The organism is Acinetobacter sp. ANC 4178 (assembly GCF_004331175.1).
Lineage (GTDB): Bacteria > Pseudomonadota > Gammaproteobacteria > Pseudomonadales > Moraxellaceae > Acinetobacter.
Window position 1 is genome coordinate 328,061 of record NZ_SJOD01000002.1, and the last position, 12,851, is coordinate 340,911.

Here is a 12,851-nt window from a genome sequence, read left to right on the forward strand (position 1 = left end):
GTCCCGTTTTATTAAAAATCGCTTGTCTTTTAAGCGCATTTTTGTTATAAAACGCCCCTTGAATGATTTCATCCGTTTACTTTTAATGACTAGCGCACAATCGGTGCTGTCTAGCAATGGAGTTCACCATGTCTAAGGTTTGCCAAGTTACCGGCAAGCGTCCAGTCGTTGGCAACAACGTCTCGCACGCCAATAACAAAACCAAACGCCGGTTCGAGCCGAACCTGCATCACCACCGTTTCTGGTTAGAAAGCGAAAAACGTTTCGTACGTCTTCGTTTAACCACTAAGGGTATGCGTATTATCGACAAATTGGGCATTGAAAAGGTTGTTGCTGACCTTCGTGCTCAAGGTCAAAAGATCTAAGGAGTCTGAACCATGCGTGATAAAATTCGCTTAGTTTCTACTGCTGGTACAGGTTATTTCTATACCACGACTAAGAACAAACGTACTATGCCGGAAAAAATGGAAATCAAAAAATTTGATCCAAAAATCCGTCAACACGTAATCTTCAAAGAAGCTAAAATTAAATAATTTTAGCTTCTTAAAAAAAAACGACCTAATCTTAGGTCGTTTTTTTTGCATTTTTTTTATGCATCTTGATAAACTTAAAACAATTTTTGGCATTCTTTGTGCTTATTTTCTTTTCACCCTTAACCTGTGTTTAAGGAGTTTTTAGTGCCACATAATGTAGATCTCATCATACTACTGGCTTTTGGGTTTGGGCTCGCACTTATTTTTGGTTACCTTGCTGCCCGTTTACGCCTCCCTCCACTGATTGGGTATTTAGTTGCTGGCATTATTCTGAGCCCAAATACCCCAGGAATTGTTGCGGACATTCAACTCGCCAACCAACTTGCCGAACTGGGTGTTATGTTCCTGATGTTTGGGGTCGGCATGCACTTTTCGCTGAATGATCTCTTACAAGTCCGACGCATTGCACTGCCGGGTGCCATTTTACAAATTGCCGTGGCAACACTATTAGGACTTGGGGTTTCCATGCTTTGGGGATGGAGCTTTGGTTCAGCACTGGTATTCGGTCTAAGTTTATCGTGTGCCAGTACTGTGGTATTACTCAAAGCCCTAGGTGATCGAGGTCTACTCAATTCAGTCAACGGTAAAATTGCGGTGGGCTGGCTCTTGGTTGAAGATCTGGTCATGGTCTTGGTGTTGGTCTTACTCCCTGCAACAGCGGTATTGCTGGGTGGTGAATCCATAACTACTCACGGTGGCAATGATAATATTTGGCTCACCTTGGGACTGACGTTATTAAAAGTTGCAGGCTTCATTGCCTTTATGCTGATTGTCGGTAAACGTTTAGTACCGATGATTATGCAGGTAGTTGCGCGTTTGGGTTCTCGTGAGCTGTTTACCCTCACTGTAGTTGCTGCCGCTGTTTCGATTGCTTTTGGTGCTTATAAAGTCTTTGGCGTTTCTATGGCGCTTGGCGCATTCTTTGCCGGTATGGTGGTGAAAGAATCTGATTTTAGCCATCGTGCCGAAGAAGAAACCCTGCCTTTACGTGAAATCTTTTCCATCCTGTTTTTTGTTTCGGTTGGTATGCTGTTTGATCCACGTATTTTATGGGAACAACCCGAACATGTCTTGGCGGTCGTTGCCATTATTATGATTGGTAAAACCATTGCTGCGATGGCACTGGTGCTTTTTTTCCGCTACCCAATCAATACCGCCCTGACCGTTGGCGCGAGTTTGGCGCAAATTGGCGAGTTCTCCTTCATTCTTGCCACTTTAGGACTCTCGTTAAAACTGCTTTCTCTTGAAGGGCAAAACTTGATTTTGGCAGGTGCGCTCATTTCCATTACCTTAAACTCCTTTATTTTCTCTGCAATAGAACCCATTCAAAACTGGATTCGTGAGCGCTCATCTCTGGCACGCTTGCTAGAACGCAGTGGCGACCCACTCGCGATGTTACCCGATGAAGTTTCACAAGATTATTTACGGGATCAGGTGGTCATTGTCGGTCATGGTGAAGTCGGACGTCGCATTACCAAAACACTTATGGCGGAAGACATTAAAGTGGTGATTGCGGAAGAAAACCGTGAAATTGTGGAAAATCTGCGTGAGAAAGGGATTGCAGCTGTTTCTGGTGTTGCAACCGAACCTGGGGTACTGATTCAAGCCCATATTCAACATGCGCGCTTATTGGTGCTATCCCCTATGGATATTATTGATATCCATAAAATTGTTGATATTGCTAAAACTCTAAATCCGCAAATTCAGGTGCTGATTTGTGCAGAAAGCAAACAAGAAGCTGACGTTATTCGTAGAGAAAACATTGGGGATGTGTATTTTGCCAAAGAGGAAATGGCAAAAAATATGAGCAATCATATTCTCAATCAAATTGAAATCGCACATCATCAAGCCCCCAGCCATTAAGCATCTCACTCAATCTTGAACATAAAAAAGCGCACTTCATGTGCGCTTTTTAAGCCAATATGGATTAGCTCATAAACTGTGGTTTTTCGTCTACAACCTCGGCTTGCCATTCATTCACTTGTTTTTCAAGCAAGCCAAATAAAGCAGCCTGAATCATGTGCTGTGCAATCACGGTTGTTTGGTCACCCAATAACGCTTTAACTTCTTCGTTAAACTGAATTTTGACCAAAGGTTCTTTTTCCGAGCCCGCGTTTCGCAACGCCAACTCACCACCTTCAAGTTGAACCAACTCTAGAACCGCGTCCTGATTCCCAAATAATTCTTTCAATTGCTCTATAGACATATGTTCCTCCATGTTCAACATGGTGGCAAAGGCCTGTTGCACTTTGCATCGCTTAGACTAATTAATATCGGGTCAAAAATCTAAACTTCAAGCACTCGCCATCTTTTCCTTAAAATTCGACCATCTCGTTACGAAAACCATCAATCAGCTGAGTCAAATCACGATGCCACTCACGTAAAATTTTCGTATCTGGCAACCATGCCTGAGGCGTTTGCGTCACCTTAATAATTAAGTTGGAAGAGGTTTCATCTTCTGGTTCTGGTGCACTTGGTTCTGGTGCATACTGACACATCCGATAAGCACGTTTCAGTTCTGCAATAAAGCCATCTTTAGAAAGCTGCTGCATGACCACCACCTCAGGAGAAACTTGGCCCTTGGCAGCCATTTGTTCTTCAATTGACTTTAACGTCGGCTGGAAGTCATTTAAACGGTAATAACGCACCAACTCCTGCAAGAACGCGAGCACTGCGCCATGCAAATGAAAAACCGCAGCTTCACGGTAAGCTTGGGCTTGTTGAATATGATCGATTTGCTCTGCTTGCTGGCACGACAAACGTGCAAAATATAATTTCTGGTTGGTTCGGTCGGCATGAAAGCGAGCTACACGAGACATACAATTTTCCTAATTTTGGGGCATTTGTTTCAGGTCTAAGATTAAACTTAATTGAATTCAATGCACAATAAAAAATTACACCGCATCCAATTCTACTCAATAAATTTTTCTTCGAGCTGGTATATCCACAGGAGGATGAATAGGCCTAACGTTTTCAATGACCCAAGCCCAATAGCCATCTTCCCAATAGTTTGCTTTAGCCTGTTCAATCTCACTTTTCTGCCAAGCATGAACAGATGAAATATCCACCCATGCAACTGCTCGACCTAATTCCTCATCGCCATGTTTGTTCAAATAGTGAGTATTTTCGACAATGATTAAATTTTTAAGAGGAAGTTGCTCAGGTCGCCAAGAGCGAATTTCTAATGTCTTTACACCTTGAGCAATATATTCACCAGATGGAGCCACTATAGAGAGTGCTTGATACAACTTTCTCATTATTTTCCCCTAAAAAAAGGAGCATCAATTGCTCCTCTTTACTTAGGCTTCTGGCTTCTCAGGCTTATTTTCCGCCTGCTTTACACGAATCCCTGTGCCATGTAAACGTAAGGTATTTAAACCTTTAATCGCTTTCACCGCTTCACGGCCATGCGGCATATCTACAAAAGCAAAGCCTTTAGATTTACCTGTTTCGGCATCTAGCACCAATTGACAAGTCTCTACTGTGCCATATTGTTGAAACAGTTTCAGTAACTCAGCTTCTGTCACGGTACGTTCTAAATTACGAACTAAAATTTTCATTTAACAACCTTCAAAAATAGGCAAAATCATCAAAAAGCAATCGCCTACGCTACTTTCTGAACATTGCACATCAAATACCACAATGTAATCTGTTTAGTTTAATCGAGATTAATCCCAAAATCTAAATTAATCGACTGGCGCTCAATTAAGGCACTTTTCACCGTTTGCTGCTGTGGTTTATGGTGGGTTTCCAATGTACATAAATTTCGGGTCAGATCATTTAAAAAGTAACTGTCAACTTTACGCCCTTGTTCATCCACCACGTCTCGCGCCCACAGATTCAGATTTTGCTTGGTGAGAATAAGTTCATTCTGCGCACGCGTCAGTGCCACATAGAGTACCCGACGTTCTTCTTCGACCGCGTCAAAATCACCCTGAGCACGTGCATGTGGGTACTGTCCAGCCGTTACATTTGCGACATAACATACTTTCTGCTCCGTACCTTTGGCAGAATGGATAGTAATTAATGTGACCACATCTGTATCGGACTGGCGTTCAATTTCAGAAATGGAGACAGGATCAAGTACATATTCCTCAAGAAACTCGCTCAATTGCCCATGTTTGGACGCCAATTGTTTGACCAATTCAAAGTCCCCTTGGCGACGGTTCCAGTCTTTTTTATAGTTCTCGGCCAATTGCGCTTCAAGGGCTTGAATACCTAAACTGACACACGCTTGCACGTCTTGTTTCAGCACTGTCATTTGCTTCATGATCAACAAAGTTTCAGCGGGAATACGACCAAATTTGTCTAATTGATTAAAGATCACATCAAACTCAGGCTCCAGTAAAAGTTGCTGAGCTAGACGACTTGCCCCCACATCTCCCACCCCATTCCATAAGGTGAGAAAACGCATCCATGCAATATCATCTAAAGGATTGGCAATCACGCGCAGCAAACTGAGTAAATCTTTCACATGCGCAGTTTCAAGCAGTTTCATCCCGCCAATAAAACGATAAGGAACATTGGCCGCTATACACGCCGCCTCAATATGCCGCGCTGCAAAGCTAGAGCGGACCAAGACCATATGATCCGACCATTTCTGCCCCTGCAAATAATGGCGCTCTTTAATATCAATTGCGATCCATTTGGCTTCATCAAACTCATTCGGAAAAATATGCATGCGGGGTTTTACACCCTCGCCCCGATAGGCATCTAGACGCTTGTCATATTGAATTTCAGATTGATCGAGCAACCAATTGGAGAGGTCTAAAATTTCTTGGGTGGAACGATAGTTTTGCTCAAGTTTAAACACTTGGGCATTCGGCACACGCTCTTTAAAATGATGAATATTTTCAAAATCCGCCCCACGAAAGCCGTAGATGGATTGTGCATCATCGCCAACACAGAACAGACTCACTTGATCTTTCAAGGGTTCAAGCAATGCCCACTGTAGGGGATTGGTGTCTTGCATCTCATCCACCAGCATGTGCTTGCAGATGGATGCGACATAATCAACCAAGCCTTCAGATTGATCGAGCGCTGACGCTACAATCGCCAAAATATCATCATAGTCCAGAAAGCTACGCGCACGCTTGCGTGTCTCATACTCTTGCATGATCTTGGCGATTTGATCCTTAAATGCCAAATATTCAGGATGTTGCTTTTCTAAAGCATCACTCAATTTCTGACGGGTATTGCGTGCAAAAGAATACAAATCACACAGCTCTTGTGGTTTAGGCAACTGATTGGGATTTTTCTTATCATCTTTTCCGCGAATCAGACGGAACATCATCAGTTGATCATCCCGATCGATAATCGAGAATTGCTCTAGACCAAAGGCTTTCGGTACACGGCGTAGCAGGTACATACAGAACGTATGAAAAGTCGATGCACGTAGTCCTTGAGCTTGCTCCCCCAAAGCCAACTCGACCCGCGCCACAATTTCACTGGCTGAACGACGGGTAAAGGTTAAAATTTGAATTTGATTGGCAGGAATCCCTTGCTCAATGAGATAAGCCGCACGCGCCACAATGGTTTTGGTTTTACCACAGCCAGCCCCTGCGAGCACCAGACTGTGTTGCGATGCAGTCGTGGCAGCTTGTTTTTGTTGCGGGTTTAATTCATCAATTAGGCTGGCTAAACTCATAATGTCTCATCGTACTGGGGAGATGGCTAGTTTAACAGAGCTATAGATGAATTATGAATTTTAGCCTGATGATCACGGCATTGTTTGATCTATCACAAATGAGCCGATCAAAATAAATCATTACAAATCAATAATTAGCATGACCATAGAATGAGCATTTTTTAAATCAAAGCAATTTAAATCAACCAAAATTTCTGGATTTAATTTATAAAATCTATCCAGACGGATACGCCGATTTTTAATTTCAAAAAAAATTTGATCCGAGACAAAACGGCATGGATGCCATTCGTTGGATTAGGGTATAGGGATATATCCTCAATCCAACAAAGGATTTTTGTTACTTTTTATCCTTGAAAAGCAAGGTATTCCCTACACAAAAAGTATTTAAATTGATTGAGAATAATGTGGTAGTTACGGCGTTAGAGTTAAGATCCTAGCAACATTCTGACAGGTTCTTTCCAAATTCTTCTCTCCATTTTCTAAAGCTGCTTGCAAATCACAAGCACTATCCATAATACCGAAAATCGCAGTAAAACCTGCTGCATAAAGTTCCTCTATGCCCTGACCCACATAGCCTGCACAAGCAATCACAGGTTTATTCAATCTTTTGGCAACTTGAGCCACACCATAGGGTGTTTTGCCAAATTTGGTTTGAAAATCTATGCCGCCTTCACCCGTAAAGACGTAATCTGCCCGTTCAATTTTTTCAACCAATCGTGTTTCTTCTATCACAATATCTACACCTGAACGGATTTTTGCCCCTGCAAATGCCATTAAGCCAAAACCCAAGCCACCTGCGGCACCCGCACCAGCAACATGAGCATAGTCCACCTGAAGTTGCGATGTAACCAAACCAGCAAAATACTTTAGGTTCTGATCTAATTGCTCCACCATGGTTGGATTTGCCCCTTTCTGTGGAGCAAATACGTAAGCCGCACCGTGTTCACCATAGAGCGGATTATTCACATCGCTGGCAATCAGCATCTCAACGTGTGCCAATCGAGTATCTAAATTCGATAAATCCATCTGGCTAATCTGATGTAATTGCCCGCCACCCTGAACCACCTCTTTTCCAGCAACATCTAAAAATCGGACACCAAGTGCTTGAGCCATGCCCATGCCTGCATCATTGGTGACACTGCCACCGAGCCCAACAATGATTTTTGTCACACCCTGATCAAGTGCCAGTTTGATCATTTCTCCTGTCCCAAAGGTTGATGTTAAAGCTGGATTACGCTCTGAAGGCTCCAGTAAATGAATGCCATTGGCTTTCGCCATTTCAATCACGGCCGTTTGACCTTCATCAATTAAGCCAAAATACGTCTCGACCTTCTGTTCGGTGAAAGGACCCGATACGCTACAGCTCACCATCTCACCGTGTGCAGCAGCAACCAAAGCATCCACCGTTCCCTCACCCCCATCCGCCATCGGGACATGAATATATTCAGCATCTGGAAAAACCCGCTGTAAGCCACGTTGCATGGCTTGGCAAGCCTGTTGTGCAGTCATACTTTCTTTAAATGCGTCTGGAGCAAGTACAAATGTTTTAGGCATAACAGTTCTGTTTTTTTAAGATTAATTACACCCGATCATACGCAATAAAAAAGAGTGCATATAGCACTCTTGATCAACTTAATCGGCCCTAGTACTACACATCAGCCGAACTCTTGGGTACTTCATGCTTAATATAAGAGGCCAAAGTGAGGTAGTTGATACCTTGGAATAGAATATCAATCGCTAAAAACATACCCAACACCCAAAATGGTGCTGTCGGTGACATCAAAATAATCACCCCTGTCATAAAGGTGAGAACCCCTGAAAATAGCGTCCAACCCCAACCTGCCAATGGTCTAAGCATAAAGGCATTTATACTCCGCACAATACCTGCAATCACCAAAAAGATAGCCAAGAAACTGGTCAGTACAATGGCGGTTTTTATCGGTGTGGTAAAAGCATAATAGCCAGCGATCAGATAGAAAATAGCAAATGCCGCCCAAAGCCAGCGATAGCCCCCTTCAAAGATTTTAAAAGCCGCAATGAAGTGCAGTGCCCCACCCACCATCATTAATATGCCAAACAAATAAACTGCGGACAGCGTGGCAAACGGTAAAGAGGCCAGCAACACCAGACCAAATAAAGTCAGGAGCACGCCTAAAACCAAGTACCATTTCCGATTTTCATGTAATTGATGACGAACAAGATCATTTCCAACTGTTTTCATATTTTTTCTCAAGTATTTACAATGGAATAAAATTATTGTGGTCTTTTTTTTATCAAATGTCTGTTATCAATCTGCATCATTTTTATCCACAACAAGTTCTCCTATTGTGGATAAAAGCGAATTTATACACAGCTTTATTTAATCCAGCCAATTTCAAGTGCTGTAATTTCATTGAGTACCGTGTCGTCTAAATGATCCGGCATTTTACCTTGCTCTGTAGAAACAGGAATGTGCCCAGCCATTAACTCTGCTTTGGCCTGAGGAAATAAAGGCTGTTGTTTCGGATAAGCATAGCCTTGTGGATAGAGCGGCTGTCCCGTCGCGACATCATATTTATCGGTTGCACCAAAAGCATGTAATAACTCATGCACCAGAACAATTTGATTTTGCTCGTTTTGCTTTTTGCTGGCATACAGATTCACTGCACCAATACGCCCTTTTTCCAGTGCAGTTGAGTGTTTTAATGCATTTGTACGAGCAGGGTCGTAATAATTTAAATACAGCGTGACCGCAGAAGCACCGTCACTACGCTCATGCTGTTGCCAATCATAAAAGCGGAATTTGAGACTCCAGAGCATGATATCTAAGATATTCGCCTGCTCAGGCACCTTCGGTGGTTTTTGGGTTAACTCGCGTCCTAAATTTAAATAGATTTGTATAGGTTGACCACGATAATGTGCTGACATTTGCTGTAAGTAAGGCTGCACAGCTGTAAGATCGCTCAAAGATAATTGTTGAATATATTGTTGCGTGCTGGCTTGACCATCTGCATTGATTGGATGCAACAGTACGATGATGGGTTTATCCCAGTTCTGATTTTGATCGCGCCAAGCGTTTACTGCCACAACCAACAAAATCAGTAATAGACATAAGATTCTAATTTTTTTCCACATTTATTTTAAGCACTCTGCTTCTTCATTTTTCTTAAATACATCTGGCTCATGTCTACTTTGGTTTCAAAAAGATTAAGCGTTTTAATTAAGCCTGATAATTTGGCTCTACCATAATTACGAGAATCAAATTCAGGTTTTACAGCACTGATATATTGCCCAACCATACTTAAATTTGCCCATCCATTTTCATCTGCATTATCTTTCACTGCTTTATAGATTAAATTCAAAGTTGCACGATCCATTATCTCTGTCGTGGTAGCGTCTTTAACTGAAGAAACAGCTTTTACATCGGATATTTTATTTGTATCTAATATCTTCTTCACTTGAAGATTTACAAGTTCATAATCTTCAGTATTCTTTAGATCACTCTCGGAAATCAAATTTTCAACAAAAACAAATTTATCACAGGCCTTTTTAAATGCTTCCGGCGTAGATTTCTTACCAAAGCCATAAACACTTAATCCATTTTCACGAATACGCGAGGCTAAAGGTGTAAAGTCACTGTCACTCGACACGATACAAAACCCATCTAACGCCCCGGCATAGAGTAAATCCATTGCATCAATGATTAAAATCATGTCTGTCGCATCTTTACCTTTTGTGTAGGCAAATTGCTGAACAGGGGTAATGGCATGTGGTAACAAAACATCACGCCATTTCTTTAGCGTTTCACTACTCCAATCTCCATAGACACGCTTTACACTTGCAATCCCATATTTGGCCACTTCTTCTAATACCAATGAAATAGCACTAATCGATGAATTATCTGCATCAATTAATACTGCAAACTTCTTCGTTTGAATATCCACAACTCCCCCATTTTTTTACTTTCTTATCTAAATTATTGTGACATAAAAAATGCCCACCGAAGTGAGCATTTATATTCAATAGGTTAAGCGATTAAGCCTCAACCCATTTTCCATCTTGGAAAACCAAAGACCATTTGGTTTGCTTGCCTTCTGGCGTTTCCGAACCAATATATTGTGCTTGGTTTTTACGGCTAAATTTCACCAAGGTTGGATTGCCTTCTGGGTCTACATCCGGTGCTTGCAAAATAAACTGATACTTCGGATCAAGCTGATCGGCAACACTACGAAGTTCCGAAACTTTAGGTGCACGTGTTTCACGTACTTTCGGGAACTTACTTGCCGCCAAGAATAGACCTGCCGCTCCATCACGCAGAACAAAAAAGTCATCATGCTTGGTCGAGCGTAAGTGTTCCATCTTAATTGGGTCCACACGCGGCGGTGCAGGCTGACCGCTTTTCAACACCTTGCGGGTATTGTCACAGCTCATGCAAGCAAAGTACGGTCCAAAACGACCTGTCTTGAGTTGCATTTCACCATCACACTTATCACATGGAATGGTTGGGCCATCATAACCTTTGATTTTGAACTCACCTTCTTCCAGTTCAAAACCCGCACAATCTGGGTTGTTACCACAAACATGCAGTTTGCGACCACCATCAATCACGTAACTGTCCATCGCTGTTGCGCAGATCGGACAGCGTTTTTTCGACATCAAGTCTGCTGTTTCTGCGGCATCATCATCAGACAACGCTGCAAGTGATTCGACTGGGGTTAAGTTCAAGGTACCTTTACAGCGTTCTTTCGGTGGCAAGTTATAGCCTGAACATCCCAAGAAGACACCTGTAGTCCCCGTACGAATCTGCATTGGTCGAGAACATTCTGGACAATGTACTGCATCAACTTCCACAGGTTGATTGCGGCGCATACCACTTTCACCTTGTGCGTTGGTCAGACGCGTTTTGAAATCGCCATAGAAGCTGTCAAGCAACTCTTTCCAGTTACGTTCACCATCGGCCACTTTATCCAGCTGACCTTCTAAGTCCGCGGTAAAGTCATAGTTCATCAGGTTATTGAAACTTTCATCCAAGCGATCAGTGACAATCTCGCCCATTTTTTCTGCATATAGACGACGGTTTTCCAGTTTCACATAACCACGGTCTTGAATGGTCGAAATAATCGCAGCATAAGTTGATGGTCGCCCAATGCCCTTTTTCTCAAGCTCTTTCACCAATGATGCTTCAGTAAAACGCGCAGGTGGCTTGGTAAAGTGCTGTGAAGGATCGAGTTTTTCCAGATTCAATACCTCACCCACTTTCACCGCAGGTAAGAGCACATCATCATCGGATTTGTTTTGACCACGGACTTTGGTAAAGCCATCAAACACCAAGGTACGACCTTTGGCTTTCAGTTCAACACCATTCGCATCGACCAAAATTGTGGAAGATAGATATTCGGCTGGTGTCATCTGACACGCCACAAATTGGCGCCAAATCAAATCATATAAACGTTGTGCATCACGTTCTACCCCCACCAAACTATCGCCTTTTAAGCCGACATTGGATGGACGAATGGCTTCATGCGCTTCTTGTGCACCCGCTTTATTACCATAACGGTTTGGCTTTGCAGGTATATATTTTTTACCAAACTCAGTCTCAATATGGTGACGCACCATATTTACCGCATCGTCACTTAAGAAGGTTGAGTCGGTACGCATATAGGTAATAAAACCTGCTTCGTACAAACGTTGCGCCAACATCATGGTTTTCTTCACAGAGAAACCTAAACGTGTGCTAGCCGCTTGTTGCAAGGTTGAGGTGATATACGGTGCACTCGGATTGACCTTAGTCGGTTTATCTTCACGTGCTGAAACTTTGTAATCGGCATCTTTCAAAATTTTCAATAAAGCATCAGTTTCTGCTTTATTACGTAATTTTAGCATCTTACCTGCTTGCTTCACCGCCTCTAAACGAATCTCATCGCTCGAAGATTTGGTGTCTGCAAATACTTGCCAATATTCTTCAGGAATGAAGGCGCGAATTTCACGCTCACGTTCTACCACCAGTTTAACTGCGACAGACTGAACGCGTCCTGCGGATAAACCACGTGCGATTTTCTCCCACAATAAAGGAGAAATCATAAAGCCAACCACACGGTCTAGAAAACGGCGCGCCTGTTGGGCATTGACTTTATTGGTGTCTAAACGTGCTGGATGCTTAAAGGCTTCTTGAATGGCATTTTTGGTAATTTCGTTAAACACGACACGTTGATAACGTGAATCATCACCACCAATCACTTCTTTTAAATGCCAAGCAATCGCTTCCCCTTCACGGTCCAAGTCCGTTGCGAGATAAACTTCATCGACTTGCGATGCCAGTTTTTTTAATTCAGCCACTACATTTTCTTTGCCTGGAAGCACTTCATAATGTGCCTTCCAGTCATGTTCAGGGTCAACCCCCATACGGTTAACCAAAGCTTGTTGTGCTTTTTCCGCTTTTTGCGCTTCGGTCAATTTGGTTCGAGTTGCTGTGGTTTTTTTATCCGCAGTTTTACCTGAACCACCCGTTGGCAAGTCACGTACATGACCTACAGAGGATTTTACAATGTAATTTGGACCTAAATATTTGTTGATTGTTTTCGCTTTTGCAGGCGACTCCACAATCACTAAGGCACGTTTAGTCCCAGCATCAGAAGCTTTTGCTGTTGTGCTTTTGGATGTGGATCGAGGAGCATTCGCCATAGTTAACCGTT

At 42.6% G+C, this 12,851-nt stretch carries 13 protein-coding genes; 3 read left to right on the top strand and 10 right to left on the bottom strand.

Going from position 1 to position 12,851, the window contains the following annotated elements; genetic code table 11:
- Positions 1-128 precede the first annotated feature (128 nt).
- From rpmB to E0H87_RS05840, 3 genes are all read left to right on the top strand, one after another.
- Positions 129-365, top strand: a complete 237-nt coding sequence (rpmB, locus tag E0H87_RS05830) for a 50S ribosomal protein L28 (protein ID WP_000048256.1) — start codon at positions 129-131, stop codon at positions 363-365.
- Between the two features lie 12 nt (positions 366-377).
- On the top strand, positions 378-533 hold the full coding sequence (gene rpmG / locus E0H87_RS05835) for a 50S ribosomal protein L33 (RefSeq protein ID WP_003654787.1): 156 nt from the start codon (positions 378-380) through the stop codon (positions 531-533).
- Positions 534-677: 144 nt separating this feature from the next.
- Entirely contained in the window at positions 678-2,396 is a 1,719-nt protein-coding gene (locus tag E0H87_RS05840; protein ID WP_131322739.1) for a cation:proton antiporter, read from the top strand.
- A gap of 64 nt (positions 2,397-2,460) precedes the next feature.
- Here E0H87_RS05840 and E0H87_RS05845 read toward each other — a convergent pair whose 3' ends face one another.
- The 10 genes from E0H87_RS05845 to topA form a co-directional block, all read right to left on the bottom strand.
- The gene (locus E0H87_RS05845) at positions 2,461-2,739 is read right to left on the bottom strand and encodes a hypothetical protein (RefSeq protein ID WP_131322740.1); all 279 of its coding nucleotides are present in this window, start codon (positions 2,737-2,739) and stop codon (positions 2,461-2,463) included.
- Between the two features lie 109 nt (positions 2,740-2,848).
- Positions 2,849-3,352 carry a DUF6586 family protein gene (locus tag E0H87_RS05850; protein WP_131322741.1) on the bottom strand — a complete coding sequence of 168 codons (504 nt, stop codon included), beginning with the start codon at positions 3,350-3,352 and terminating at the stop codon, positions 2,849-2,851.
- 96 nt (positions 3,353-3,448) lie between these two features.
- Positions 3,449-3,790 carry an ASCH domain-containing protein gene (locus E0H87_RS05855; RefSeq protein WP_131322742.1) on the bottom strand — a complete coding sequence of 114 codons (342 nt, stop codon included), beginning with the start codon at positions 3,788-3,790 and terminating at the stop codon, positions 3,449-3,451.
- A gap of 42 nt (positions 3,791-3,832) precedes the next feature.
- A complete protein-coding gene (locus E0H87_RS05860; protein WP_116758649.1) occupies positions 3,833-4,093 on the bottom strand; it encodes an RNA recognition motif domain-containing protein in 261 nt (86 codons plus the stop codon).
- A gap of 98 nt (positions 4,094-4,191) precedes the next feature.
- Positions 4,192-6,180: an ATP-dependent helicase gene (locus E0H87_RS05865; protein WP_131322743.1), complete on the bottom strand. Its 1,989-nt coding sequence runs from the start codon at positions 6,178-6,180 to the stop codon at positions 4,192-4,194.
- Between the two features lie 411 nt (positions 6,181-6,591).
- The gene (locus E0H87_RS05870; protein WP_131322744.1) at positions 6,592-7,734 is read right to left on the bottom strand and encodes a glycerate kinase; all 1,143 of its coding nucleotides are present in this window, start codon (positions 7,732-7,734) and stop codon (positions 6,592-6,594) included.
- A gap of 94 nt (positions 7,735-7,828) precedes the next feature.
- Positions 7,829-8,401 (bottom strand): HdeD family acid-resistance protein, encoded by a 573-nt coding sequence (locus E0H87_RS05875; protein ID WP_131322745.1) that lies wholly within the window; start codon positions 8,399-8,401, stop codon positions 7,829-7,831.
- A gap of 134 nt (positions 8,402-8,535) precedes the next feature.
- The gene (locus E0H87_RS05880) at positions 8,536-9,294 is read right to left on the bottom strand and encodes a hypothetical protein (protein WP_131322746.1); all 759 of its coding nucleotides are present in this window, start codon (positions 9,292-9,294) and stop codon (positions 8,536-8,538) included.
- A gap of 5 nt (positions 9,295-9,299) precedes the next feature.
- A complete protein-coding gene (locus E0H87_RS05885; protein WP_131322747.1) occupies positions 9,300-10,103 on the bottom strand; it encodes an NYN domain-containing protein in 804 nt (267 codons plus the stop codon).
- A 91-nt stretch (positions 10,104-10,194) separates the two neighbouring features.
- Positions 10,195-12,840, bottom strand: a complete 2,646-nt coding sequence (topA, locus tag E0H87_RS05890) for a type I DNA topoisomerase (protein ID WP_131322748.1) — start codon at positions 12,838-12,840, stop codon at positions 10,195-10,197.
- Between the last annotated feature and the right edge of the window lie 11 nt (positions 12,841-12,851).

Bases quoted from the DNA above. Each gene is read 5' to 3' on its own strand.
- E0H87_RS05850 (WP_131322741.1), bottom strand. From the start codon at position 3,352: ATGTCTCGTGTAGCTCGCTTTCATGCCGACCGAACCAACCAGAAATTA.
- E0H87_RS05880 (WP_131322746.1), bottom strand. From the start codon at position 9,294: ATGTGGAAAAAAATTAGAATCTTATGTCTATTACTGATTTTGTTGGTT.
- E0H87_RS05845 (WP_131322740.1), bottom strand. From the start codon at position 2,739: ATGTCTATAGAGCAATTGAAAGAATTATTTGGGAATCAGGACGCGGTT.
- E0H87_RS05865 (WP_131322743.1), bottom strand. From the start codon at position 6,180: ATGAGTTTAGCCAGCCTAATTGATGAATTAAACCCGCAACAAAAACAA.
- rpmG (WP_003654787.1), top strand. From the start codon at position 378: ATGCGTGATAAAATTCGCTTAGTTTCTACTGCTGGTACAGGTTATTTC.
- E0H87_RS05860 (WP_116758649.1), bottom strand. From the start codon at position 4,093: ATGAAAATTTTAGTTCGTAATTTAGAACGTACCGTGACAGAAGCTGAG.
- E0H87_RS05855 (WP_131322742.1), bottom strand. From the start codon at position 3,790: ATGAGAAAGTTGTATCAAGCACTCTCTATAGTGGCTCCATCTGGTGAA.
- topA (WP_131322748.1), bottom strand. From the start codon at position 12,840: ATGGCGAATGCTCCTCGATCCACATCCAAAAGCACAACAGCAAAAGCT.
- E0H87_RS05870 (WP_131322744.1), bottom strand. From the start codon at position 7,734: ATGCCTAAAACATTTGTACTTGCTCCAGACGCATTTAAAGAAAGTATG.
- rpmB (WP_000048256.1), top strand. From the start codon at position 129: ATGTCTAAGGTTTGCCAAGTTACCGGCAAGCGTCCAGTCGTTGGCAAC.
- E0H87_RS05875 (WP_131322745.1), bottom strand. From the start codon at position 8,401: ATGAAAACAGTTGGAAATGATCTTGTTCGTCATCAATTACATGAAAAT.